Genomic DNA, 25,937 nt, shown 5'->3' on the forward strand with positions numbered 1-25,937 from the left:
TGGATGGGATAGACCACTAGGCACAAAAGTTACAAAACTGTAATTCACAAGCAAGGCAAACTGTAATTTTGAGTCGGTTAAATCAGAAATATCAACAACTTATCTTTCTGAGGATGACCATGAATATTAATAAAGCAGTAGTCGTAACAGCAATTTCCGTTCTGGCTGGTACATTTGGTTTGATTTCGGTGAATCAGGTAAATGCCGCTAATCCATCTGCTCGGCTTGCCCAAGCTTCACAACAGCCCAATCAGCGACCAGACGGACAACGACGACCACACCATCCTGATTTTAAAGCAGCAGCAGCGAAGTTGGGTGTAACTGAACAACAATTAAAAGATGCACTAGGTGTACCTGCTAATCCTCCTACTCAAGGTGACAGAAGTCAGCGTCCGCCTCGTCCGGATTTTAAAGCAGCAGCAGCGAAGTTGGGTGTGACTGAACAACAATTAAAAGATGCCTTAGGAGTACCTGCTAATCCTCCAGGCGATCGCAATCATCAGCGTCCGCTTCGTCCTGATTTTAAGGCAGCAGCAGCGAAGTTGGGTGTAACTGAACAACAATTAAAAGATGCACTAGGAGTACCTGCTAATCCTCCTACTCAAGGTGATAGAAGTCAACGTCCGCCTCGTCCAGATTTTGAAGCAGCAGCAACGAAGTTGGGCGTGACTGAACAACAATTAAAAGATGCACTGGGTGTACCTGATAATCCTCCTAATAATCGCCCAGAGCCTCCTGCAAATAGATAATACTTCTTGTAGAAGTGGGGAAAAGGCTTCGCCGTAAGCGTTCCCTAAGGATACGGTTGAATGGCACTAAGTTTAATTATTTATTAAGGCAAGCAGAGGGAGCTGAGGAAGCAGGGGGTGCAGGGGGAGACAAAAAACAAGTGTATTCAATGATGTTGCAGTCACAAAAATTACTAGTAATTATTCTTTGCCTCCCCAGCTTTCCCTGCTTTTCTTAGTGCCATTCGGATACGGTTAAAGGTTTTTCTCTACCCTTTCCCCCTCACCCAAAAGCTATTTTATGTGGAATTTGCTGAATGACAATACTGAAAAAGATGTGTTAAAACAATTTACTAATGATACTTCTCTATTTTTAATTAATACAGTAATTATATTTTTTTTGAATCAAGTCTAATAGTAGATGAGATTGAAATTCTGAGCTTGTTATTAATTAACTTTAGAAATACTGTATTAATCTGAAAAAATTTTTAAGTTTTTCTCTGTTATCAACATCATATAACGGAAAATATATGCAACTAGCTTCACAGCAACTTGAGTCGAAAGATGTCAAAGTTCAGCTTCTTTTAGCCGGAGGTTATGAATACACCGTTTATTTAAAATCGGATGCACCTTTACTGCATAGTCTTTTAACAACAGTTGTAGCTCGTGCCTATAATAAAGAAGCTGCTGAGCATAATTTATTTCAAATTCCCATAGATGCAGGTCATTCTGCTTTGTGTTTTTCAAGCGATCGCCTTGTAGGTGTAGTGACAGAACCTCCTGTGTGGATACAGCAAATAGAAGAAGTAAAGCCACCATCTCTTGATATTTTAAATTCTCATTATATACAAATCGAGAATTTCTTACCGCCCCAAGAATACGAGCAATTAATCAACTATGTTCTAGACAAAGAATCAGATTTTGTAGCTACTAGTACTTCCACTAAAGATCAGGATTATCGCCGTTCAATGGTTCTTTATTCTTTTCCCGAATTTACTGAACTGATTGTAAAGCGGATTCAGGAAATAATGGGTGATGTAATAAGTAAGTTAGGATTACCTTCATTTGTAATATCTCAAATCGAATGTCAATTAACAGCACATAATGATGGTAACTATTACAAAATGCATAATGATAATGGCAGTCCAGAAACGGCTACCAGAGAATTAACCTATGTTTATTATTTTAATAAACAACCAAAGGCTTTTTCTGGAGGTGAACTAATAATTTATGACAGTAAAATTGAAAATAATTTTTATGTAAATGCAGAATCTTATAAAAAATTAGAACCACTAAATAACAGTATTGTGTTTTTCATCAGCCGATATATGCATGAAGTTTTACCTGTGATTTGTCCCTCTAAAGCTTTTGCCGATAGTCGTTTTACTATTAACGGCTGGGTACGCCGATAATTTAATTCAGTCTCAAAGCTGAATATTAGTAAATACCTAAGCAGAATTAATTAGGACTTACGCAATAACTCTTTGAAAGTCCTATTTCTCTGTGTTCTCAGCGTCCTCTGCGGTTAGATTTTCCGTTGCCTGTGCGTCAGTTCTGTTAATTACACAGATTGTTTCTCTGTCAATAGTTCCCTCTCTCCACAAATGAATTTAATTTTGCACGACTACTTATAATCAATATTTTCTTTAATACTATTCAATATAGTTTGCAAACCTTGTACTAATCTATTCATACCTTCTTTGGCAGTGTGTTTTTGCAATGCACCATAAGCAACTCTAAGATAACATCCGTTGTTGATGCCAAAGGTTGTACCGGGAATCACTGCTACTTTATATTCTTGAATTAATCTTTTGACTAATTCCAAAGCATCCATTTGAGTGTGAACTTTTAGGAAAAAATAGAAAGCACCATCGGCAGGAGTAATACTACATAAGCTTTTTAATCTATGCAAATCTGCTATTACTAGTTGCCGGACTTCAGCGATCGCACCAATATTTTCTTTTAAATAGTCATCTTTTGCTTGCAATGCCCCTAAAGCCGCATACTGAGAAATTACTGGCGGACAAATCAAAATTGTATCTTGGACTTTTTTGACAGCCACCAGCAGGTGTTGAGGAATCACCATATAGCCAATACGCCAACTAGCAAAACCATAAGCTTTAGAAAGGCTGTAGAGGGAAATTGTATACTTACTACTGCTAGCAAATGCGCCAGGAGAAACGTGTTTGACTTGGTTATAAGTAAAATATTCGTATGCTTCATCGCTAATGTGGTAAATGCCAAGTTCGCCACAAATTTGATTTACTTGGTGTAATGCGGCTTGAGAATAAACAACTCCTGTGGGATTATTAGGAGAAATGGTGACGATCGCTCGTGTTTTGGGTGTAATTGCTTGAGCGATCGCTTCTAGACGTAATTGGTAATTTTCGTCTGTCTCTACTAATACAGCTTGACAACCCGCCATTGCGATCGCCATTTCATGATTGAAATAATAAGGTGTATTGAGAATAATTTCATCGTCTGGGGAAGTTATAGCTAGAATGGCGTTCATAAACCCCATATTGCTACCTGCGGTGACAACAATACAGTTTTCGCTGTTGATTTCAATACCGTTAAAAGTTGACAATTTTGCTGTCAGTGCTGCTAATAAAGGAGGAATACCCTCCACTGGTTGATATAAATTATTCGTGGGTTCGGCGAGAAATTTGGGTAAAAGTTCTATTGCTTCTGGTGGTGGATTATACGAAACTACACCCTGTCCTAAAGATATAGTTCCAGGAGAGTTTTTAATTAATTCCCCAATTATAGGAATAATTGGCGACTGTACCGCCTGCATACGGGAAGTGAAAAATGTCATATCGAATTTTTACGCTGATAAAGGTGGAGGAAACCGGATATCTGCCGCAAATTGCTCCACATTGGCACTGCGATGAATCGGTAAAACATATTCTAAATTTTCATGGGGACGAGGAATAACATGATTGCTCAGTATCTCGCCTCCGTTAACTTGCTTTACTGCTGCCAATCCTGCACTTACAGCCACATTCACCTCACCCACATTTCCCCGAATTAAGACAGTAATTCGTCCCAAATCAGTATTTTCATAACCAACCAAAGTGACACGAGCAGCTTTACACATAGCATCCCCTGCTTCTATTGCTGCGGGAATGCCATAGACTTCAATCATACCTAGTGCCAGTGTCATACCGCAGGTTTTAGGTTGTTGTAATACAATCAAAATCCTATCACCTTATACCGTTTTACTTTAAAGTTGATACATTTGGGCAAGCAGGGGAGGCAGGGGAAGTAAGAAAAGTAATTTGTATCAGTAATTTCGTGAAATGGTATTAGGACTTATACCAATTCTTTAAAATTTAGCAACAATTTAGAAATCAAACCGGATTATTATATGTGTAGATAGATGCCAGATTTATAAAATTATTTAAAGCTTAATAGCCGCATACCGACAGCTTGCCATACTGACTTCTCCACCATGCATGATACTTAATCAGTCGTTTAATAGAAATAAGCGATCGCTACAAACACCCCTGCGCTAGAGGTGACTAATAAAGTATTTTTCTACGATCAAGTAGCATTAAGAACCCTATTTGCAACAAACTCCAGGTGTATCATGCGTGAGCTATCAAATTTACGTGTAGCGGTTATTGCAACCGATGGTTTTGAAGAATCAGAACTTGTTGAGCCAGTGCGTGCTTTGAAAGAAGCTGGTGCAACAGTAGAAATTTTGTCAGCCAAGTCAGGTCAAATTCAAGCATTTCGACATCATGACAAAACCATTATGGTTAATGTTGACCGAGTGCTTGATCAAGCTAAACCCGATGAGTATGATGCTGTACTATTACCAGGAGGCGCTCTGAACGCAGATACCCTCCGCATGGAGTCAGCAGTCCAATCTTTCCTGCGTCAAATACAAGAGGCAAACAAACCAATTGCTGCAATTTGTCATGCTCCGTGGGAGTTAGTTTCCGCTGATTTAGTGCGTGGACGAACGCTGACTAGTTACTATACTATTCAAGACGATATTCGTAACGCAGGCGGCAATTGGGTAGATCAAGAAGTTGTGGTAGATGGCAACTGGGTAACAAGTCGCCAGCCAGATGATATACCCGCATTCAATCGAGAAATGTTAGAGCTATTATCGCGCTTAGTTTCTTCTGGTTCTGGCACTCGCTAAATATAACAGGAGGCAGAGGGCAGGAGGTAAAAACATGACTATATCTTGACTTCACGCTTTTAAAATGTCCTAACCTTTGCTTCCATTGCCATACATCTAAACTTTAGCCAAATCGTTCATCAAAAAACTCTCAAGCTTTTTGTAGAAATATTCCTAACAAAACTATGGAAATTAGAAGCTCAGCTTTTTTTATCGGCAACACTATTCCCTTTAAATACACTTGTGATGGAGATGATATTTCTCCTCCTATACATTGGGAAGCACCACCTCAACAAACAAAGAGTTTTGCCTTGATTGTTGATGACCCTGATGCACCCGACGAAACGTTTACTCATTGGGTTATTTACAATATTCCAGCGGATACTCGCGAATTACCAGAAGATGTTCCTAAGCAGTCTCAACTTCCTGACGGCGTATTGCAAGGAGAAAATAGTTTTGGCAAGGTGGGCTTTGGAGGACCTTGCCCACCAAAAAATGAGACCCATCGCTACTTTTTCAAAATCTATGCGTTAGATCAAATGCTCGATTTGCCAGCAGAAGCAAACAAACAACAGCTACTAGCAGCCATAGATAACCATGTATTGGATAAAGCAGAAGTTATGGGACGCTATGCTAGGGAAATTAAGTAAACACTGTTATAACCAAAACTGTTGATAATTCTCGACATACTGCCGTATATTCAACGGTGAACGATTGAGCAATTGTTCTACATCAGATGTAATGTTGCCTGCCAATCCTAAACGGGTGGTAGTGTAAATTCCTACCATTATTAAAACAAAGTTCATGGGTAATCCCGATGAGTGCATTTGTTGCACAAACTTGAATAAAGAGGGACTATAGCGTACTAGTTTACCTAAAACCGATGTGAAGATGTCTGCAACTTCGTAATAGGTTAAAGCTTCTCCACCTGTAAGCTCATAAGCTTTTGCTTGATGCCCATCTTCCATTAAAGTACGAACTGCAACAGCAGCAACATCCCGCACATCAATGAAACTTGTTTTACCATTACCTGCTGGCATTAGTAATTCACCACGAGTTTTAATGTCTTGGAGGTGGGTGGTATTGAAATTTTGCATGAAAAAGCTAGCCCTTAAAAAGGTGGCAGGAATACCCAATTGTTCGATATAGCGTTCAATTTTAGAGTGGGGCAAAAAACGGTTACGTTCGGCTCCTTGTATTGATAAAAATATGATATGCTCAACGCCAGCAAGTTTTGCAGCATTAAGGACTGGGGCAATTTGTTTGCGAATATTGGCAAGGGCAGGTGGACGTACTAAAAAAAGCTTATTGACTTGAACAAAAGCATTTGCAAAGGTGTCGGGATTGGTAAAATCGAAGGAGACACTTGGGATATTACTGCCTAATATCTGTTTAGCACTGTTGGGATTTCTAACTGCGGCACAGATATGACAATCGTAGGATTGTAGTAAGCGAATAACTTCTTTACCGACATTTCCAGTTGCACCTGTCACTAAAATTTTTAGCATTAATCAGCGATGACTGTTATGACTGAAGTTTATCCTAAATAATTGACTTCAAATCAAAAAATAGAGATGATGATTTTCCTTTACTTTCTTATTCTCAACTTCTAACTTCAATCAACTACTAAATAACCATCTTCCATATAAATAACCCGAAGGGCAATATCTAGAATGCGATTGTCATGAGTCACAAGTAAAATAGTACAGCCTTGTTCTTGGGCGAGATTTTGCATTAGTTCTACTACATCTCGCCCTGATTTCTTATCAAGTGAAGCTGTCGGTTCATCAGCAAGAATAATTTTAGGATTTGCTACTAAGGCACGGGCGATCGCAACTCTTTGTTTTTGACCTCCAGATAAATTTTCTGGATAAGAGTTAATTTGATTTCCTAATCCTACTGCTTGCAGCATTCGTCTTGCTTTTGCCTGTCTTGCTTTCCCAGACGAGTGATTATGTAGTTCCAAAGACAACTCGACATTTTGCCGTGCTGTTAAGCTATCTAAAAGATTATGCCCTTGGAAAATGTAGCCAATCTGTCGTCGCGTTGCGATTAGTTGATTTGGTTTAGCATTGCAGAGTTCTTGACCAATAACTTTTAAGCTGCCGCTACCTGGTTGACAAGAGCGCAATGCCCCAATTAATGATAATAGGGTAGTTTTTCCTGACCCAGAAGGGCCAGTCATAATTACTATTTCGCCTGGATAAATATCTAAATTGATGTTATGTAAAACTTTTTTACGTATGCTGCCTTTACCAAAGTAATGATTAATATTGCGGATGAAAATGACAGGTTCATCAGTTATCAATTGATTTAAATTTCGTCGATTGATTATTTGCATATAATAGTGCTATCTAATTATTAAAAAAATTAGTAAATAAACCGCAGAGGCGCAGAGTAAACAGAGTAAAATGCCCCATGCCCCATGCCCTGACTTGTGCTGAGCGTAGTCGAAGTAAGTCGAAGGGATGCCAAATTTAAAAAATATCTGCTGGGTCTGCTGTGTTCAACTTTCGCATGGCGATCGCTCCAGAAATTAGGCACATAATAATCGTCAATATTAAAACTTGAATAACGCGCTCGGTAGTCATAAATAATGGTAATTTTGTAGCATTCCGAGTTACTGTATACATGCCAAAGGAAATTAAACAGCCAGGAATATAACCAAGCACTGCTATAATTAATGCTTCTTGAAATACAACAGATAATAAGTATCTATTACGAAATCCCATTGCTTTTAATGTGGCGTATTCAGCAATGTGATCCATCACATCACTATAAATAATTTGATAAACAATAATTACACCAACTAAAAAACCGATTGTGACACCTAAAGAAAAAATAAATCCAATTGCACCACTTTCTTGCCAATATTTCTTTTCAAAATCAATAAATTCTTGACGGGTAAGAACTTTCACATCATCTGTAAGGTAAGACTGCAATGCTTTAACTACGATATTGGCATCACTGTGAGGTTTTAGCTTAATTAAACCAAGGTTGACTTTACCTGCTGACTGTGATGAAAAAATTCGTAAAAAGTTTTGGTCACTGGTAATCACACTCGCATTAGCTACAAAAGATGCGCCAACTTCGTATAAACCTTTAATTGTGACTTTATGTCCTTGCATTTCTGTTGTGACAGATTGACCTTGAGTTATAGAGGCGATCGCTTGTTGGTATTTTCCGTTGGCATTACGATCAAATAACAATGTATCTGGATATTTAATTAAATCTAAATTTCTATTGACTTCTGGCAAGTTAAATGCAGGTTGTTCTGGATTAAAACCAATCACCAAAATAGATTCATCCAGCTTAGTCTCTAGACTTTTCCAAACACCTAAGCGGATATATAGGGGATTGACTGATTCAACTTGGGATAAATTTGCAGCTTGAAATAAACGCCGCCGAGGAAAACTACTGAGAAGTCCTAAGTTTTGTGCTTGACGACTAATTATTACTAAGTCTGTTTGTAAAAGCAGATGAAAGCGTGTATTGCTGTCATATAAAGCAGACTGAAAGCCCAACTGCATTAACATGAGAAAGTTAGCAAAAGTAATTCCGCAAAGAGCAACAATAAAACGCCCCCTTTGCTTTTTTAATTGCAACCAAGCTAATGGAATTTTGTGTTTAAACATATAGTAAGAAGTCAGGAAAAGAGACTAGGGGCTAGGGAAAGCAGGGGGGCAGGGAGAAGAGGAAAGAGTGTTAACCACAAATGAATAAATGGGAAGTAGTTTCAAACTCCCCCTTGCACCCCGCGCCCTGCCCCTCTGCCTTTTCTTCCCTATGCCCCATTCCCATTAGTATTAATCTCGACGTTGACTTGAAGGTTGGTTAAGTGAGCTACTTTTTGACTGGCAGCTTTATCTAAACGAATTTTGACTTCAATTACTCTGGCATCTGTTGCAGCTGTGGGATCGCTGTCTAGTACGTCTTTTTTTGCTACTGTTAAGCCAATTTGATCAACAGTGCCGCTTAATTTACCACCAAAAGCATTGCTGGGGCTGGTAATACTGGTAGTTTGACCAGGGCGAATCTTGGTAATATCACTTTCGTAAATCTCTGCGATCGCATACATTTGATTAGTTTGCCCAAGTTCTACCACTCCTTGATCGCCGACTGTTTCTCCGGGATGAGTTTGAATCCGCAGAATTTGGCCAGCTTGTGGCGCTCGGACATAAGCTAATTTCAATTCAGATCGCATTTTACTAACTGTAGCAATGGCACTATCTATTTCTGCCTGGGCTGTTGCTACGTCTGTAGGACGTACCTGGGCTGTTTTTTCCCAGGTGGCTTTGGCTTCTTGAATTTGGGCTGTTAAGGTGCGTTTAGTGCGCTCTAAGTTGGCTTTAGCGCTGTTTAGTTGTTCTTGGGCGGTTGTTAGAGCTAATCTGCGACTATCTAATGTTGCAGCTGCGATCGCTCCTTCATGATAAAGTGCTTGATTGCGCCGAAATTCGATGTCTGCATTCTGTAACTCTGCTTTCGTACGAGCAATGGTGGCTTCTTGGGTTTGGATTTCACCATCTAGTTGGGCTTGTAAGTTTTGCACATTTGCTTGAATAGCCGCTAATTCTGCTGGTTTTGCCCCTGCTTTAACTTGAGCCAAACGATATTGGGCGACTTGAACTTGCTTTTGTGCTTCTATTAAGTTAGCTTGTAGGCGATCGTAATTATCTAAAATAGCAATCACTTGTCCTGCTCGTACCTGATCACCTTGATCTACTAATAATTTCACGACACGGCTACCACTACCAATACTGGGATTCGTAGGAGCAGAAACCTTAATCACTTCACCTGCTGGTTCTAATCTTCCTAACGCATTTACTTTGGAAATGATCGGTTGTTTAACTTGTGTAATTGCTACCGACTTTTTAGTTGTAGCCGATAAACGAGCTAAATATAAAACTCCTATTCCTATCCCCACTATACAAATAAGACCCAAAGCAACTAACCAACGAAATTTAGGTGAAAATAGAAACGCTTCACTAATTTCTTCAGACTCTTGCAACATCTCGACGTTTTTGTGCTTATGTGTGAGTGAGATTTTCATACATTTATTATTTTTCAGTCATGTCCAAAATAGTGCTAAACATCACTTTCATTTCAGACCATGATCTATACTCCAACTTATAAAACTGAAAGCGACTGAGGAGAAGAATTACTTGATGATAAAGTGGCATTAAAGCTAAATCGTCAACCTCACCAAATCCTTGCAATTGATTGATAACTCGCAGATTATTACTACAAAGCATCACATTACGAAAGTTCAATTCTTGGGATTTTTTCAATCCCAAAATAATACTGTGATATTCAGCAATGTTCTTTGGTACATCTCCCAGGTATTGGCGTGTTGTTGCGAGGATTTTTCTATCTAAATTGTACGTGGCAGCAATAGACCAACCTGGATTTTTCTTAGATATGGCATAACAGTAAACAGTAACCTGACTACTCGAAATATGATTAAATCCAGGGTGACTATAATAATGCATGAGATTCATGTTTTTGCTCAACCTCTTCATACTTAAAAAAACCAGGATTTAATATCTTATGAGGGTCATATTTACGCTTAATCTCGTTAACTTTAGACCAATAATCACCATATTGCAGTCGCCATCGTGGTAAATCAAAGTTTGCCCAGGTAGCCATATATCTTTTACCACCCATCTGCAAACCAAGGTCGGTCAAAAAATTTAACTGTTCTATAACATGTTGAATTTGAGATTTAGGGATAGTCGGATATAGCCCTAATCCAATAACTAAATCTTCTTGAGGTAAAGGGAACATAGGCATTTTCATATTGCGAGTAAGTAAGCAAAATGAACCTACGGGTACAGTCCGAAAATCAATGAAAGAAGGTAAGTGTTGGAGAGCAGTATCTATATATTTTTTTGCTATTGAACTCGGCAAAATCACATCTATCCAGGAATTAGCAGTATCTACAGGATGAGATACTTGTGCTATTGGTTGGATAAATTTATTAAAAGTCAGATCTTCAGTGTGAATGTGGCGATAAAAATTCAAACTAGAGAGCAATTCTATCTCATTGATATCATCAATAGAATCTACTTCTAAAGTAATTTGCATCCGATAAAACCACTGAATTAGAGGTTTAATTTTATTTCCATTTGCTCTCGATACTCCTAATAAACAGGGAGAAAATAAAGATACTAAACCATCAATACGTTCTTCTGATGTTAGTAAACGCTGATCATTCAAAAGGATATCTAAATCGTCATAACAAAGAAAATAACTACGAGTCAAAGGACGATATTTTCTTAATCGATTTTGTACTTGAGTAATGATGCCAAATTGACCATAACCACAAAGAACATGATTAAAAAGTTCACTATTTTTTTCTGGCGTACACCAGACTATATCTCCTGTTCCGGTTACAACTTCCAAACCTAGACAATTATCAGCTTGAGAACCGTGACGAAAAGAACTCAATCCCAAACCACCTGCTGAGAGGGTTCCCCCCAAAGTAACTTCAAAGTTATTTGTGAGAACAGGAGGAATCACACCATACAGTAGTGAAGTATCAATAACTTGCTTCCAAGTAACACCAGCATCGGCTTTAAACCAAAGTTTATTTGAGTGAAACTCATGAATTTGATTAAGATTACTCATATCTAAGAGAATGCCATCTTGGTTTAAAGATTGACCACTTAATGTATGTCCTGCTGCTCTTGAAGAAATAGTTAATCCTTGCTTGGCGGCGTATTTAATAGCTTTAGCAACATCATGACAATTTTGAGGACGAACAATTATTTGAGGTTGTTTTTGAATAATTCCACCAAAGTCATGAGAAAGTGCTTCTAACTCTGCTTTTGTATTACTAACTTCACCTTCAATGATGTGTTTTAAATCTGAAAAAATACTGTTCATCTAAATTAAACTATGTTAAACAATTTTAAAAAGCGAAAACAGCTTGTAGTAAGGACTTTAGTCCTGTCTCTTCGCGCAACGTTTTATGGAGAATATTAAGCTAATTGACTATAAACTTTTAACTTAATCAGGACTTACGCAAAAATGACCAAAAAGCTTAATTTATCGAACCGCCAAGATGCCAAGAACGCCAAGAGTTGGTAGAATGTACATAAGTTTTATTAATGTAATAAACGCATTTTTAGCATCTTTATACCAATATTAATAAAACTAGGAATCAATCTAATAACCTCTACAAAGCGATTTATTAAATGAGAATTAACATGTTTTATTTGGCTATTTGATGCTATCACCTGATTTGTAGGTCTTTCATACTTAAATACACAAACACAGTCTCCTTCTGATTGTTTACTCAAAATTTCAGCCTTTATCCCCGGAAAAGCTCTTCTAGTTGCTTCTTGTTCCATTTCACAAAAAACACGACACGGACTATTAAAACCGTATTCTTGAGCTATAGATAATACTGGGCAAACTCTCTGAATTTCTAATGCTGCATCAGTTCCATTTTGAGAAATATCTACTACTTCCATGACAAAGCCCATCAGTCCCAATAAAGGAGACGCTTTTTTGAAACCTTGAGCTAAAGTGTTTTTATCTATGAAAGTACCCATCAGCGCTTTTTGTTGTTGAGGATATTTTTTCATCATCTGTTCAAAAGCAGCAGCTTCACCTAGCTGTTCTACTAAATTTTTGTATCTTTTAAATCTGTTTCTAAACAGTTTTATGGCTTTCGATTCATCAATATTGATGATATCTTCCATCCGGAGATTGCCCGTTACTAAATCAGTTTCTACTTTCATTCTTTTGGTTGTACACTCATTAAAACCAACTAATATAGCAGTCCTAAATCATTTGCGAAAATTATCTATCTCTTTCTTATTTCTTATTTCTTCACTTTGCGTCCTTGGCGTTCCCGCAGGGTAGGGCGGTTAGTTTCTTTATCTATGTTTTTCACAAATCAAATAGGATTGCTATAGTTTTAAAATTCGTCTTTATATACTGGAATACAAGCAAAGACAAATTATCCAAACAAGTATGTATTTACAAGAGTTTAGACAAAGTAATACAAGATCTATTTCGAGTTCACCTGTTACATATTTTTGCCGTCTTATCTTATTATTGGCAAAGCTATTTGCTATTTCATGTAACGGATGTTTGTATGTTTCAGTTCGATTTATCAACATACTTGTGGCTTTGGATTGCCTGACTTTCAGCAATTTTTTCTTCCTCATATCACCAAAAATTATCTGTTATAAAAAACATCAAATACAGACGATTTATAGCCACTCTCTAGGATTTTTTAGTACTTCTTTTAGCATTGCTTCTTTACTACCTGGGACAGGTTGATCATCATATTCCCAACTAGCAGCAGGAGGCATACAATTAAATACACTTTGTTGCTTAACCATGCCGCTTGCCAGACCAAAACGTAGACCGCGATCGCATGACAAGATAAACTCTACATAACGCCCACGCACAAGACGTTGCCAGTATTTATTTTGTTCTGTAAAGTTCATATCTTTGCGTCTTTCGACAATTGGCATATAAGCAGGAAGGAAAGAATTAGCACAATGACTTACAAGCGCCAAAAGTTCTTGGGGATTACCTTGATTTAGATGATCAAAGAAAATTCCACCAATACCTCGGCTTTCACCACGATGTGGGATGTGGAAGTACTCGTCACACGATTTTTTAAAGCGGGGGTAATAAGAAAAATCATACTGATCACAAACTTGTTTATGTACCTGATGAAAATGCACTGCATCTTCTTCAAAAAAGTAAGCTGGTGTAAGATCTGCACCGCCGCCAAACCACCAATAAATGGGTTGGGTATCATGATTGATCTGAAAATAGCGGTAGTTGACATGGGCAGTAGGAGCCATCGGGTTACGGGGATGGATCACAAAGCTAGAACCTGTAGCGAAGAAGCGGTTCCCTTTGTTAGTAGTTATTAAATCTGCTTTTTTCGTGTCCAAAGCCCCTGATTGCTGAAAAGACATCCCAGGAGGTAATTCACCTTCTATTGCGACATAGTTGGCTCCTATTTTTTCTAAGACATTGCCATTGTGCAGAGCGCGATCAATATATACAGCGCCTTCTTTACTTTCACCAACCGTCCAGATATTATGGCGATCGCGGTTCCAAGATTTTTCTTCTAAATCCTTACCCTCTAACACCTCAAGAGCTTGGCAAGTATTTTCAAACATCTGTCTGAAAGTCTTGTCGATTACCCCACGCATTTTTGGTTGTTGTAGCACTGATTTCTCTAGCAAATCTGTCATAACTATCTCCTCACTTCTTAATTCAGTCTTATCCTGTAGCAACTACATTGTTGCTTTGAGATATTGATAGCTTAGGGAACACTTGCAATCATTCCAGTAGGGTATTACCCTACTTACAGAGTTTTCGAGGGTTCATTGACAAAATTGGGCTGCAATGGCGAAGATTGTGCCAAATGCTTTTGAAGTAACTGACGAAAAGTAATATCTAAAGCATCAGCAGCTACATGAAGTTCTGCTGATATTTTGGGCATTGGTTGAGAGTTTAAAGTTGCGACTACTACTGTATCTTCTTGGGCGAGTTTATGGTCAAGCTTTCTAAAAAAACCATCTAACCAAGGTAAGGGGAAAATGTTGCGATATAACACACGTTTGACAACAGTTGTATTGTCATCAATTGGCAGATGAGCAACTAAAATACCAAACTTGATATCAAAGCTTTCATCTCTACCTATACTGATTTCTGCTAAGGTAACATTAGGTAGATATAAACTCAATCTTGTTTTTAATTCTGGTCGCCCACCAAGTAAAAAGTTTAAAACGCTTTTTGATTTTCCTAATGATTCATATTTAACTTTGGCAACTGCACCCCAATCATATTTTTCCACATTATACTTAATAGTTTTATTAATAGGAACTCGTTGACCAAATGATTTTCTATGAACCGCGATTACATGGGTAAAATCAAGATTAGCTTCCATAAGACGGGCATAGTTAGCATTATCTATACCCTGATCGTAAACAGGACGCATAGTCGAAACCATGTATTCTGGAAATATTGGCAAGGCAGGGCGTTGTTCTGCTGGTAAATCTCCGTAAAATATCCAGACAAAACCATATTTTTCTTGGACTGGGTAACTTTCTACATTAGCTTTTTTGGGAATTGATGTTCCAGCTGCATTAGAAGGAATTTCAATACATTGCCCATCAGCTTGAAACTTCCAGCCATGATAAGGACAATGGATACAATCATCTTTAACCCAGCCGAGAGATAAAGCAGCACCACGATGTGGACACTGATCTTTTAAAGCTACGATTTGTCCTTGAGTGTTGCGATAGAGAACAAATCTCTGATTTAACATTACAATTTGCTTGGGCTGATGAGTGACAGCAAAGCTAAATTCACAAGCATACCAGAAGTTTTTCAAGGTATCTGCCTCAAATACAAAATATATCTCTGTAAATACGACTTAGTTAACTAACGAAGCGCAAACAGGTCGTATTTGGTCACAATTAATATTGTTTGATTCACTTTTATTAAACTTCAAACCCCAACCCATAGCCAGATATTTTTGGCGAAGCTGACGATAAGCAATAGTCAAAGCATCAGCCGGAACATGAATTTCATCTGATAAAGTGTCTGGGATAAATTTGGGATATTGAGACTCGGTGACAATTCTATCTTCCCAACCAACTTGATGATGAAATCTCACAAATAAACTATCTGCCCAGGAGTAAGTGAAAAAATTACGAAATTGAATCCGCTTACTAATAGTTGTGTTGGGATTAACAGGTATATGGACAGCGTAATTAATCATCTTGCCACGACCAAAATCACTTTCAATTTTGGTTATGTTAGGCAAATAGAAACTAGTTGTTGCATTCAATTGTGTACGGGCTGGACGAAAGAAAGATTTAAATACTCCATTTTTGGGCTTAGTGTAATTTTTATAGGTAATTTTGGCACTGATACCCCAATTTTCATCTTGAATTACATAGTCTTCTACTCTGGGATCTTGTGCGAATCCTGCCCCAAAAGAATTAGCATGAACTGCATGTAAATGAGCCGGATCAAGAGCGTTTTCTATAACACGAGTATAGTGAGTTTGCATCTCATATTCTAAGTAAATAGGATGCATCGTTGGATCTTCATATTCTGGCAAAGGAGGAATTGGTGGGCATTCTTGAGATGATAAATCCCCATAAAATAGCCAGACAAAGCCATATTTTTCCTGCACTGGATAACTCTCTACATTAGCTCTTTTAGGAATTGGTGTTCCAGTTGCATTAGAAGGAATTTCAATACATTGTCCATCAGCTTGAAATTTCCATCCATGATAAGGACAACGAATACAGTCACCTTCTAGCCAGCCCATAGAAAATGCAGCACCACGATGAGAACATTGGTCTTTCAGCGCTATAACTTGCCCTTGAGAATTGCGATAAAGAACAAATCTCTGATTTAACAACACAATTTGCTTGGGCTTATTAGTAACAGCAAAGCTAAATTCACAAGCATACCAGAAGTTTTTTAGCACACCTAAAGCTCCTCATCCTCAACAAATTAGTTTACTAAAGTAGTTTTTGATACTAAACAAAACAGGAGCATCCCACTTTTTTGAACGTCATTGCGAACGTAACGGAGTGGAGTGAAGCAATCGCAAAATCTCTGACTACAAACAAGTCAATGCGATTGCTTCGTCGTTCCTCCTCGCAATGACACTTATTCTCTTGTTGTCAAATAAAAACTGGGATGCACCCAACAAAACTCTCTGACTCGGTTTTTACGTTCTTAATATTTGACGGTGAATGTAAGTAATAAACAAGGTTTACGCAACTTTAAAGCTTTTTTTATTACCCTTGGTTAAAAAATCACCAACCATGACAGATACATAGATATGTTTAGTTAAAAAAATGTTTTTTGGACAATTGCAGGATAAAAGAAGCTCAAACAGATAGTGAATAATGCGTACAGGCTATTTATTCACTATCTGTTTTGGAAGTATAGTTTGTAGTTTTTTTTGCAAATAATTATCTGGCTCCATGCTGACATCAAAATATTGATTTCATGACAATAAAGCTAATTTAAGCTAAAAAATAGCTCAAATAGCCGATTAGGTATTTGTTTGCCCCCACTGACACTTTCTAGCGTCTATTGCCTTTGTTGCGTGTCTTTCTTCGGGTATAGGTGATACTATACCAATGCACTAGTGCATTAGTCAACCAATGTATAATTTTTCTCTATTAACCATTGCACCAATAAACTAGTGAATAGGTTCATTAGTTGGGGTATAGTGTGGCACAAGGAGAAGCTTCAATCAGGGTTTACCTGTCGCCTGAAACAAAAGACAGGTTTAAAACAATTTGCTTTTTTAAGGGACTCAATATGTCTGACGTTACAGCTGAACTTATTGAAGACTGGTTAGCCAAAAATAATATGGATTTGCCTATTTCGCAAAAAAATGACCCTTCACCTAAAAGCAAAAAGAGTGGAGATTAGGATGATACAAGAACAATTAATATTGTTGCCTTGGAGTCAAAGTACTTTTATTTTGAACTTTTTGACGTTGTTACGTACTAGTGTTCTGTCACACCAACAAAGATGTAATTTTACGATAATTATTCTCAGCCAACAGGAATTGAGGTAATGACGAAATTTATAGCAGGTGATTATATAGCGTCTGGTTAAAAACCTCTTATTAAGATCGCAAGGGATTAGAAAAGAAGGAAAGCAGGGGTGCAGAGAAGAAAATTATTCCCTATTCCCAATGTGTATATAGTGTTTATGTACTATCGCTATTTAGAGATAGTCAATGCTGAGTGTCCAGACTTTTAATTTTTTCTGCTCATTTTCTACTCAAAACGGTAGCCTTAAAGTGGGAGTTTGATTGAGTTATCAACGTCTTTATGTTGCCTAAACCCAAGAAATATTGGACACCTCAGCATTGGGCTAGTTGGAAGCCTTTCGGCATTGGCGAACAGTACCCGAATAACTACTGGGAAGTATTTCGGGCAATTTGGCTGTCTCGTGACCAGCTACCATACACTTGGAATATCCTGAACCAAGGGGTTTGCGATGGTTGCGCCCTCGGAACAACAGGCATGAAAGATTGGACATTAGATGGTATTCATTTGTGTAATGTCCGGCTGCGGTTATTGCGGATGAATACGATGCCAGCTTTTGACCCGGTACTGTTGGCGAATGTTTCCCAATTACAACAGCAAAAAAGCGCTCAATTACGTGATTTGGGAAGACTTCCTTACCCCATGATCCGAGAACGAGGTGAAAAAGGCTTTCGCCGCATCAGTTGGGATCAAGCTTTAGAAGTAATTAGCGATCGCATCCAAGCTACCACACCAGATCGTCTCAGTTTTTACATTACTAGTCGTGGCACTGTTAACGAAACTTATTACGCTACCCAAAAAGCTGTGCGGGCTATGGGATGCAACAATATTGATAATGCTGCCCGAATTTGTCATTCTCCCAGTACGGCAGGATTGAAGGCGGCTCTTGGTGCAGGAGCTACTACTTGTTCTTATAAAGACTGGATCGGTACGGATTTATTAGTTTTCATTGGTTCTAACGTCGCCAACAATCAACCCGTCACCGTTAAGTATTTACATTACGCTAAAAAAGCAGGTACTAAAATTGTCGTCATTAACACCTACCGCGAGCCAGGAATGGAACGGTACTGGATTCCTTCAATTGTCGAAAGTGCCATTTTTGGAACTAAATTTGCTGAAGATTTCTTCTTGGTGAATGCCGGGGGAGACATGGCATTTTTGCATGGCACTATTAAAAATATGATTGCTTACGGCTGGGTAGACCAGTCATTTATTGATCACTATACTACTGGTTTCGAGGAACTTAAGGCATTTTTAGAAAGCCAATCTTGGGAAGAATTAGAGCGCCTTTCTGGCGCTTCTCGTTATGAGATGCACGCTTTTGCCAAAATGGTTAAAGAAGCTAAAACTGCTGTATTTGTATGGAGTATGGGTATTACTCAGCACGAGTACGGCGAAGATAACGTGCGAAGTATTATCAATTTAGCTTTAACCAAAGGTTTTGTCGGTCGGGAAGGCTGCGGTTTAATGCCAATTCGCGGTCATTCTGGAGTACAAGGTGGTGCAGAAATGGGCTGTTATGCCACAGTATTTCCTGGTGGTAAACCTATCACCCCAGAAAATGCTAATTCTTTAAGTCAGCTTTGGGGTTTTGAAGTACCTGCAACTAAAGGTTTAATTGCTCCAGAAATGATTGATGCAGCACATCAAGGGCAATTAGATGTGTTGTGTTCTGTGGGGGGAAATTTCTTAGAAGTACTCCCAGAACCAGATTATGTAGAAGACGCGCTGAAGAAAATACCATTGCGAGTCCATATAGATATTGTTCTCTCCAGCCAGATGCTAGTGGAACCAGCTGAGGTAGTAGTATTGTTACCCGCTACTACTCGCTACGAAATACCAGGAGGAGTTACAGAAACCAATACCGAACGCCGAGTAATTTTCAGCCCCGAAATTCCTGGGCCACGCATTGGTGAGGCGCTTCCAGAGTGGGAGGTGTTTTTAGAATTGGCTAGGCGAGTGCGACCAGATTTAGCAGAGAAGCTGAGTTTTGCCGATACAGCCGCAATGCGCCAAGAAATTGCCCAAGTCATTCCCCAATACGCTGGGATACAACATTTGCAAGTGGCAGGAGATCAATTTCAGTATGGCGGCTCACATTTATGCTTTGGCTGGAACTTTCCCACACCCGACAGCAAAGCTCACTTTGGGGTTTTGTCACTACGCCAAAAAGAATTACCAGAGGGCTGTTTTTTATTAGCAACACGCCGGGGCAAGCAGTTTAATAGTATGGTGCAAGAGCGTAAGGACGCAATTACTGGAGCAGTACGAGAGGCTGTATTCATTAATGCTGGGGATGCTGCTAAATTGGGTTTAAAAAATGGCGATCGCGTTGTGCTGAAAAATGAATTAGGCGAGTTATCAGGACAAGTGTATGTTGCCCCGATTCAGTCAGGCAACTTGCAAGTGCATTGGCCAGAAGGAAATATCCTCCTAGATAAAACTAAGCGATCGCTTGAAGGTGTGCCAGACTATAACGCCGTAGTCCGCCTAGTGGTCTGTCAACCCAAAAATGACGGGTGGAGGCAAGCAGGGGAGGCAGGAGAGGCAGGGAAGGCAGGGAAGGCAGGGGAGGCAGGGGGAGAAAAGAACTGAACTTTTTCCAATTAACCCAGTAAAGTTCCCTTGGCAGAGTACTAGAAAAACAAAGCTAACCACTGACCACTGACAACTAACAACTAACCCACGTAGCGTCAATAAAAAACCTTGTAAAATTATTGCATTTTTTCTGGAACCGGAACTACTACAATTACTATTGATGCTGGATAATGGGAAAGCTTTGACATTTCTTTGCCAATCTAGCCCGGAAGAACACAACTAACACCTATGCGAACTCACTATTGCGGCGAACTCCGAAAATCACATATTGGAGACACTGTTACTTTGTACGGTTGGGTAGACCGTCGCCGCGATCATGGGGGCGTGATATTCTTAGATTTACGCGATCGCTCTGGCATCCTCCAAATTGTCAGCGATCCCCAACGCACCCCAGACTCTTACGAACAAGCAAATGCCCTACGCAATGAATACGTTGTTAAAATCACTGGTAGGGTAACGCAACGTCCTGAAGAATCTCTCAACTCCCGCATCCCTACAGGCGAAGTGGAAATCTACGCCGATAAAATTGTCTTGCTCAATGGCGTTCGTAAACAGTTACCTTTTCAAGTTTCCACCGCCGACACCGAAAATGTCAGGGAAGACTTGCGATTGAAATATCGTTATTTAGATTTGCGACGTGAACGCATGGCAAATAATATGCAACTGCGCCATCAAGTCGTCAAAGCTATGCGTCGCTATTTAGAAGACTTAGAAGGTTTCATTGAAGTCGAAACCCCCATACTTACCCGTTCTACCCCAGAAGGTGCTAGAGATTATATTCTCCCTAGTCGTGTTAACGCTGGTGAATGGTTTGCACTACCACAATCACCCCAGCTGTTTAAACAGATCTTAATGGTATCTGGGTGCGATCGCTATTATCAAATTGCCCGTTGTTTCCGCGATGAAGATTTACGCGCCGATAGACAACCAGAATTTACTCAGTTAGACATGGAAATGAGTTTCATGTCTCAAGCAGAAATTATTGAATTAAATGAAAAGTTAGTTGCTCATATCTTCAAAACCGTTAAAGGCGTTGAGTTAAATCATCCCTTTCCCTGTCTTACTTACGCCGATGCAATGGAACGCTACGGTAGCGATAAACCTGATACTCGCTACGGTTTAGAACTAGTTAATGTTTCAGATATTTTAAAAGACTCTGGCTTCAAAGTCTTTCGAGATGCTGTGGCTAATGGTGGAATCGTCAAAATTTTGCCAATTCCCAACGGCAATGAGGCAATTTCTAATGTTCGTATCAAACCAGGCGGTGACTTATTTAAAGAAGCCAGTGAAGCAGGTGCTAAAGGTTTAGCTTTTATTCGCGTCAGAGAAGATGGTGAAATTGATACCATTGGCGCAATTAAAGATAACCTCAGCGCAGCCCAAAAACAAGAAATTTTCAGCCGCACAGGTGCAAAACCAGGGCATTTACTATTATTTGGCGCAGGTGATGCTGCAACTGTGAATAAAACTTTAGACAGACTACGGCAAGTGGTAGCTAGAGAGTTTGGGTTAATTGATCCAGAAAAAATTAACTTGCTGTGGATTACAGATTTCCCCATGTTCGAGTGGAATGCTGACGAAAAACGCCTCGAAGCATTACATCACCCCTTCACTGCACCTCATCCTGATGATTTACACGATTTGAAGTCTGCACGCGCCCAAGCTTACGACTTAGTTTTTAATGGTTTTGAAGTTGGTGGCGGTAGTCTGCGGATTTATCAGCGGGAAATTCAAGAACAGGTGTTTGAAGCCATAGGGTTGTCTCCCGAAGAAGCACAAAGCAAATTTGGTTTTCTTTTAGAAGCATTTGAATATGGTACACCTCCTCATGGGGGCATCGCCTACGGTTTAGATCGTTTGGTGATGTTGTTAGCTAGAGAAGAATCCATTCGAGATGTTATTGCTTTTCCGAAGACACAACAAGCCCGTTGTTTGCTGACAGATGCACCTTCAAGTGTAGATGCGAAGCAGTTGAAAGAGTTGCATGTTGCTTCGACTTATAAACCAAAGTCTTAGCACAGTGAACAGTTAACAGTAACTGATAAGGTACTCCTGTGGGAACTTGACTGTAGCTTTTAGTGGCTATTTTGAGTGGGACAAATACATTTTCTAAGTTGGGTATTGTTGGGGGACTTGCAGAAATTAAATTATTCAATTGTGAGAGCGAAAACGATTGTAAAATTCCTCCTCCCCTGCTTCCCCTGCTTCCCCTGCTCCCCCTGCTCACCAAAGCGATAAGATATTTTTTTAGTTGGAAGTCCCTAGCGCAAGATTAAATCTCTCTGTTTTCAACTTTTGATAGCGAACATGATATGACTCAAGAATACGGCACACAAGCATGTACTAAAGGTAACAACGGCCCTAGCTGCTCTTGTCCGTTGACGGCCAAATCACTGTGACACAAATATACTTGCTCTGATACACGCGAAAGCAAGTCTACTAAAATTCTTCGCAATCTTTCTTCCTCAGCCAATTTTTCATCTTCGGCTGTCCAAGGTTCGCCTAATCTGTCTTGGAGGAAGAATGGCGCACCAAATAAAGTAGCTGCACCACCTTTTGCCCATAAAGGGGAACCAGCATCCAGCCAAAAATGCCAGCGATGAGATTTTCTACTAGAGCGATATTGAAAGATAGTCGCTAAGGTGATAGCCTTTTTAGCTGGACCAATGGGACTTAGTGGGTATGGGTTGGCGGTGATAGTGCCACGTCGCAATAGTTGAATAAATTCAGCAATGGTAGTGTTGATTTCTGTTCCTACTTGTTTGGGAGATGTTTGTCTTAATCTAGTGTCAATTTCCCAATAGTGTTGGGCTGTTTCTAACAATTCTCGCAGTGCTGCTAATTGGTCGTAGGGAAGATTACTACCATTCCATAAAAAGCGCTGAATTGCCCTATCTAAAAGAGAAATGGGACTAGGAATCAAACGTAATTCTTGTTGCGATCGCTGTTTCTCTAACCACTCTAAGATCTCACTATACGCGGTTGTGGCTGCATAGCCAATTCTATCCCAGCGCTCAAATGCTGTTACGGGCAGCAAGTTGGGATGTTCAGGATGAGGTACGAAGCAGTAATCGGCAATTAATCCTGCCCGTACTGGGTCAATATCAGTCGATGGCTGTGAAGTATTTTGATTACTGGGTTCTATGGAAGTATCTGATTTTTTACTCAATATTACAAGCATTTCTGCCACGGCATCTCGGTCTACTAAGCGTCCCAAACCGGGATACACTAGTGCCAAAATAGTCAGCAATGCCCGAATCACAGGTGAACTAATTAAGGGACGTTGGTCGTTGAGTGATTCGACAAGAATGTTTTGCTTAACCAGGATTTCTACTATGGTATAACGAGCGATCGCATCTAAACCTGGGGCAATAATCGCCACTTCGTCTGCTTCTACTTGTCCTGATTTGATCGCATGAGCAATTACTTCTGCTGTTTGACGCAATAATTGAGCGCGGGAGGTAGTTTGTATTGACTGTACCATCTCTGGTAAACTTAGCATCACCATCGATTCTGTGACTATTTCCACCATTGATGTAGCTAATCTCGGTGCTAAAGATTCCAGGGGCGGCTCACTCAAGCTTTCTACCTGACAACGATTGGCTAACCCTTCTAAATATTTGGGGTCTGCTCCCAATCCCAGGCGCACCGCACCATCGAGATTATAGCTAAACGCTCCTACCGCCCCTTGATCTAAGAGAAAATCGAACAATTCCCGCGCTACCCCTGGATAATCATCGATATCATCTGCTAATATTGCCTGATAGCGTTGAGTTAGATGCTGTTGATAATGGCGATCGCTTAACAAGTTCTGACTATAAAGTTCGGTAATAATACCATAAGTCAGTAATCCTCTTTCTAAGCACCAATTGCGCCAATTTAGTAGTAAAGATGCTAAAAATTCCGGCTCTAAATCTATGGCGTTTTCCTGTAGACCTTTTTGCAAAATCTCAGCAATATCTTCGCAAGGAGTGTTGCTATACGCCGCTAATTGCAATAAGTCCAAGATACGTCTGACCAAACGGTACTCATTTACTCCTGCACGGCGTAAAATTTCTTCGTCTAATTGAGAACGCCAGAGTTTTGTTGCTAATTCCTGCTCTGTTTCTGGACGTAATCTGACTGGAAATTGTGCTTTTAGATTCAACGATTGAATTAATAAAGGCCAAAATAAAATAACTTCATCTTGAAAAAACCCCAGGGGTGTCTTTGCACGAACCGGATATTTTCCTAAAGTAGCTGTAACAATTTTATCTCCTAATATCCGACGATTTGCATCATTGGCAGCTAAAACTAATACTCCTGGTTCTACTTTCGGAAGATACAAGGGTTTTAGCGTATGGTTGTCTGCTTTTTCTTTGCGGTTTTTAGTATAAAATGTTTCTAAAGCATGATTTTCATTTTGTAACCAGCTACAAAAATGCTCTACTAAGCGAGTAGTCTTACCACTGCGGCTAGTGCCAAGAATCCAAACAGAATCAAAAACCACAAATCTTCTCCTTGTAGATTTGCTAGTGTACCTTGTGCGTTAACTTAAGGTTAAGAATTACCACAAATGCTGGATGACTGCCCACAATGAAAACCTCTGTTTTTAGCCAAAAAATTTATCTTTTCTTATTATCTGCTTATCGCTGGTACTTAAAAACTCCAGAGCGTTCCCTAGAAGAAGCTTACAATGCTGCATTACAGATTAAGGCAATAGAAGACGAGCATTTCAATGGTAATAAAATAGACTTCAACTCAGCCATCTATAGCCACAGTGTGATGGATTATTTTGAATCAGAGTTGAAAAAACAATTAAAAATTGTGCGGATGCGATTGACAGAATTTAGAGCTAGCCGTTGGTTCTCAAATGAATCTCATCAAAAAGCTGCTCAGAAAACTGGTATAGAATATCCCAGCCCTGCTTTAATTTTAGAAAAATTACAATTCATCGATGAAATTACAAATAAATACACTAATTTGAATTATGCAATAATTGCTCCAGTTGAAGTTAATCAACCTCAAATGGTTAAAGCTGAACCGATAATTGCTCAACCATTACAACCGAAACTATCAAACACGAATCAAGAAAATATTCCCAAAAAGCGAGGGAAAACTAACACAACAGGTATATTACCTCGATCAATTTTAAGTACTATCAGTCGTTTGCAAGTTGAATTAGATCCTAATTCCGAACAAGACGTTGTTCAAAACTTTCGTCAAACTCAAAAAAGAACAATAATATCTATTAGATTTCTTTTATTACTAATTATTATACCGCTTTTAACTCATCAAATATCTAAAGTTTTATTAGTAGGTCCACTAGTTGAAAACTTTAGAAGTTCTGAAACAGTGCAAATTTTCCTCAATACAGAGATGGAAGAAGAAGCATTGGTAGAACTACAAAGATTTGAAGAAAGAATGAAATTTGAAAATTTGATTAGTGATGCTCCACCTTTATCTTCTGAAGATCTGGAAAATCAAATGAAAGAAAAGGCTGATGAAATTGCTAAACAATTCCGTGTTGAAAGTGCCAATGCAATTAAAAATGTTTTTTCAGATATTTTTTCTGTTGGGGCTTTCATTTGGTTATTACTTGCTAGCAAACCTTCTATAGCAGTAGTAAAAGATTTCTTTGATCATGTTGTTTACGGTCTGAGTGACAGTGCCAAAGCTTTTATTATCATTTTATTTACTGATATATTTGTGGGATTTCACTCTCCTCACGGCTGGGAAGTCATACTAGAAGGAGTATCACGCCATTGGGGTTTACCAGCAAATAGAGATTTTATCTTCTTATTTATTGCCACCTTCCCAGTAATTTTAGATACTATTTTTAAATATTGGATATTCCGCTATTTAAACCGGATATCGCCATCTGCGGTTGCTACTTATCATAATATGAATGAATAGCTCGATTAA

The 25,937-nt window shown here is 39.1% G+C and carries 21 protein-coding genes; 8 read left to right on the forward strand and 13 right to left on the reverse strand.

The window, feature by feature from the left end; translation table 11 throughout:
- The first annotated feature begins 119 nt into the window (after positions 1-119).
- Both QI031_RS07670 and QI031_RS07675 read left to right on the forward strand, forming a co-directional pair.
- Entirely contained in the window at positions 120-749 is a 630-nt protein-coding gene (locus tag QI031_RS07670; RefSeq protein ID WP_281484593.1) for a hypothetical protein, read from the forward strand.
- Positions 750-1,258: 509 nt separating this feature from the next.
- The gene (locus tag QI031_RS07675; protein ID WP_281484594.1) at positions 1,259-2,140 is read left to right on the forward strand and encodes a 2OG-Fe(II) oxygenase; all 882 of its coding nucleotides are present in this window, start codon (positions 1,259-1,261) and stop codon (positions 2,138-2,140) included.
- 212 nt (positions 2,141-2,352) lie between these two features.
- On the opposite strand, the gene QI031_RS07680 is transcribed toward QI031_RS07675, so the two are convergent.
- Together QI031_RS07680 and QI031_RS07685 are read right to left on the reverse strand one after the other, a co-directional pair.
- The gene (locus tag QI031_RS07680) at positions 2,353-3,546 is read right to left on the reverse strand and encodes a pyridoxal phosphate-dependent aminotransferase (RefSeq protein ID WP_281484595.1); all 1,194 of its coding nucleotides are present in this window, start codon (positions 3,544-3,546) and stop codon (positions 2,353-2,355) included.
- Positions 3,547-3,555: 9 nt separating this feature from the next.
- Complete coding sequence (locus QI031_RS07685) at positions 3,556-3,894, reverse strand: carbon dioxide-concentrating mechanism protein CcmK (protein WP_281484596.1); 339 nt, start codon at positions 3,892-3,894, stop codon at positions 3,556-3,558.
- Between the two features lie 426 nt (positions 3,895-4,320).
- On the opposite strand from QI031_RS07685, the gene QI031_RS07690 reads away from it, so the two are divergent.
- Together QI031_RS07690 and QI031_RS07695 are read left to right on the forward strand one after the other, a co-directional pair.
- Complete coding sequence (locus tag QI031_RS07690; protein ID WP_281484597.1) at positions 4,321-4,884, forward strand: type 1 glutamine amidotransferase domain-containing protein; 564 nt, start codon at positions 4,321-4,323, stop codon at positions 4,882-4,884.
- Between the two features lie 164 nt (positions 4,885-5,048).
- Complete coding sequence (locus QI031_RS07695; RefSeq protein WP_281484598.1) at positions 5,049-5,513, forward strand: YbhB/YbcL family Raf kinase inhibitor-like protein; 465 nt, start codon at positions 5,049-5,051, stop codon at positions 5,511-5,513.
- Between the two features lie 6 nt (positions 5,514-5,519).
- Here the strand turns inward: QI031_RS07695 and QI031_RS07700 are convergent, their stop codons facing one another.
- The 10 genes from QI031_RS07700 to QI031_RS07745 all read right to left on the reverse strand — a co-directional run bounded on the left by QI031_RS07700 (position 5,520) and on the right by QI031_RS07745 (position 16,348).
- On the reverse strand, positions 5,520-6,371 hold the full coding sequence (locus QI031_RS07700) for an SDR family oxidoreductase (RefSeq protein WP_281484599.1): 852 nt from the start codon (positions 6,369-6,371) through the stop codon (positions 5,520-5,522).
- Positions 6,372-6,478: 107 nt separating this feature from the next.
- Positions 6,479-7,204 carry a DevA family ABC transporter ATP-binding protein gene (locus QI031_RS07705; protein WP_281484600.1) on the reverse strand — a complete coding sequence of 242 codons (726 nt, stop codon included), beginning with the start codon at positions 7,202-7,204 and terminating at the stop codon, positions 6,479-6,481.
- Between the two features lie 136 nt (positions 7,205-7,340).
- Positions 7,341-8,498 carry an ABC transporter permease DevC gene (gene devC, locus QI031_RS07710; protein WP_281484601.1) on the reverse strand — a complete coding sequence of 386 codons (1,158 nt, stop codon included), beginning with the start codon at positions 8,496-8,498 and terminating at the stop codon, positions 7,341-7,343.
- A gap of 149 nt (positions 8,499-8,647) precedes the next feature.
- A complete protein-coding gene (locus tag QI031_RS07715; protein ID WP_281484602.1) occupies positions 8,648-9,916 on the reverse strand; it encodes an ABC exporter membrane fusion protein in 1,269 nt (422 codons plus the stop codon).
- Positions 9,917-9,923: 7 nt separating this feature from the next.
- A complete protein-coding gene (locus QI031_RS07720; RefSeq protein WP_281484603.1) occupies positions 9,924-10,355 on the reverse strand; it encodes a reverse transcriptase-like protein in 432 nt (143 codons plus the stop codon).
- Positions 10,342-11,751: an FAD-binding protein gene (locus QI031_RS07725; RefSeq protein ID WP_281484604.1), complete on the reverse strand. Its 1,410-nt coding sequence runs from the start codon at positions 11,749-11,751 to the stop codon at positions 10,342-10,344. The genes QI031_RS07720 and QI031_RS07725 overlap by 14 nt, the downstream gene beginning before the upstream one ends.
- A gap of 221 nt (positions 11,752-11,972) precedes the next feature.
- A complete protein-coding gene (locus QI031_RS07730) occupies positions 11,973-12,611 on the reverse strand; it encodes a helix-turn-helix domain-containing protein (RefSeq protein WP_281484605.1) in 639 nt (212 codons plus the stop codon).
- Between the two features lie 477 nt (positions 12,612-13,088).
- Positions 13,089-14,093: an oxygen-dependent coproporphyrinogen oxidase gene (hemF, locus tag QI031_RS07735; protein WP_281484606.1), complete on the reverse strand. Its 1,005-nt coding sequence runs from the start codon at positions 14,091-14,093 to the stop codon at positions 13,089-13,091.
- Positions 14,094-14,206: 113 nt separating this feature from the next.
- Positions 14,207-15,238, reverse strand: coding sequence for an aromatic ring-hydroxylating dioxygenase subunit alpha (locus tag QI031_RS07740; RefSeq protein WP_281484607.1), 1,032 nt, complete (start codon positions 15,236-15,238; stop codon positions 14,207-14,209).
- 42 nt (positions 15,239-15,280) lie between these two features.
- Positions 15,281-16,348, reverse strand: a complete 1,068-nt coding sequence (locus QI031_RS07745; protein ID WP_281484608.1) for an aromatic ring-hydroxylating dioxygenase subunit alpha — start codon at positions 16,346-16,348, stop codon at positions 15,281-15,283.
- Between the two features lie 758 nt (positions 16,349-17,106).
- Here QI031_RS07745 and QI031_RS07750 point away from each other — a divergent pair.
- From QI031_RS07750 to aspS, 3 genes are all read left to right on the forward strand, one after another.
- Positions 17,107-17,310, forward strand: a complete 204-nt coding sequence (locus QI031_RS07750) for a plasmid partition protein ParG (RefSeq protein WP_281484609.1) — start codon at positions 17,107-17,109, stop codon at positions 17,308-17,310.
- A 407-nt stretch (positions 17,311-17,717) separates the two neighbouring features.
- Positions 17,718-20,030 carry an FdhF/YdeP family oxidoreductase gene (locus QI031_RS07755; protein ID WP_281484610.1) on the forward strand — a complete coding sequence of 771 codons (2,313 nt, stop codon included), beginning with the start codon at positions 17,718-17,720 and terminating at the stop codon, positions 20,028-20,030.
- Between the two features lie 231 nt (positions 20,031-20,261).
- A complete protein-coding gene (gene aspS, locus QI031_RS07760; protein WP_281484611.1) occupies positions 20,262-22,049 on the forward strand; it encodes an aspartate--tRNA ligase in 1,788 nt (595 codons plus the stop codon).
- Between the two features lie 301 nt (positions 22,050-22,350).
- Here aspS and QI031_RS07765 read toward each other — a convergent pair whose 3' ends face one another.
- Entirely contained in the window at positions 22,351-24,522 is a 2,172-nt protein-coding gene (locus QI031_RS07765; protein WP_281484612.1) for a recombinase family protein, read from the reverse strand.
- Between the two features lie 77 nt (positions 24,523-24,599).
- Between QI031_RS07765 and QI031_RS07770 the strand changes: the two genes are divergently transcribed.
- The gene (locus QI031_RS07770) at positions 24,600-25,928 is read left to right on the forward strand and encodes a proton extrusion protein PcxA (RefSeq protein ID WP_281485956.1); all 1,329 of its coding nucleotides are present in this window, start codon (positions 24,600-24,602) and stop codon (positions 25,926-25,928) included.
- Positions 25,929-25,937 lie beyond the last annotated feature (9 nt).

It is taken from the genome of Halotia branconii CENA392, from assembly GCF_029953635.1.
Lineage (GTDB): Bacteria > Cyanobacteriota > Cyanobacteriia > Cyanobacteriales > Nostocaceae > Halotia > Halotia branconii.

Coding starts and splice junctions, on each gene's coding strand:
- QI031_RS07755 (WP_281484610.1), top strand. CDS start 17,718: ATGTTGCCTAAACCCAAGAAATATTGGACACCTCAGCATTGGGCTAGT.
- QI031_RS07680 (WP_281484595.1), bottom strand. CDS start 3,546: ATGACATTTTTCACTTCCCGTATGCAGGCGGTACAGTCGCCAATTATT.
- QI031_RS07720 (WP_281484603.1), bottom strand. CDS start 10,355: ATGCATTATTATAGTCACCCTGGATTTAATCATATTTCGAGTAGTCAG.
- hemF (WP_281484606.1), bottom strand. CDS start 14,093: ATGACAGATTTGCTAGAGAAATCAGTGCTACAACAACCAAAAATGCGT.
- devC (WP_281484601.1), bottom strand. CDS start 8,498: ATGTTTAAACACAAAATTCCATTAGCTTGGTTGCAATTAAAAAAGCAA.
- QI031_RS07695 (WP_281484598.1), top strand. CDS start 5,049: ATGGAAATTAGAAGCTCAGCTTTTTTTATCGGCAACACTATTCCCTTT.
- aspS (WP_281484611.1), top strand. CDS start 20,262: ATGCGAACTCACTATTGCGGCGAACTCCGAAAATCACATATTGGAGAC.
- QI031_RS07690 (WP_281484597.1), top strand. CDS start 4,321: ATGCGTGAGCTATCAAATTTACGTGTAGCGGTTATTGCAACCGATGGT.
- QI031_RS07670 (WP_281484593.1), top strand. CDS start 120: ATGAATATTAATAAAGCAGTAGTCGTAACAGCAATTTCCGTTCTGGCT.
- QI031_RS07715 (WP_281484602.1), bottom strand. CDS start 9,916: ATGAAAATCTCACTCACACATAAGCACAAAAACGTCGAGATGTTGCAA.
- QI031_RS07725 (WP_281484604.1), bottom strand. CDS start 11,751: ATGAACAGTATTTTTTCAGATTTAAAACACATCATTGAAGGTGAAGTT.
- QI031_RS07705 (WP_281484600.1), bottom strand. CDS start 7,204: ATGCAAATAATCAATCGACGAAATTTAAATCAATTGATAACTGATGAA.
- QI031_RS07700 (WP_281484599.1), bottom strand. CDS start 6,371: ATGCTAAAAATTTTAGTGACAGGTGCAACTGGAAATGTCGGTAAAGAA.
- QI031_RS07675 (WP_281484594.1), top strand. CDS start 1,259: ATGCAACTAGCTTCACAGCAACTTGAGTCGAAAGATGTCAAAGTTCAG.
- QI031_RS07730 (WP_281484605.1), bottom strand. CDS start 12,611: ATGAAAGTAGAAACTGATTTAGTAACGGGCAATCTCCGGATGGAAGAT.
- QI031_RS07685 (WP_281484596.1), bottom strand. CDS start 3,894: ATGACACTGGCACTAGGTATGATTGAAGTCTATGGCATTCCCGCAGCA.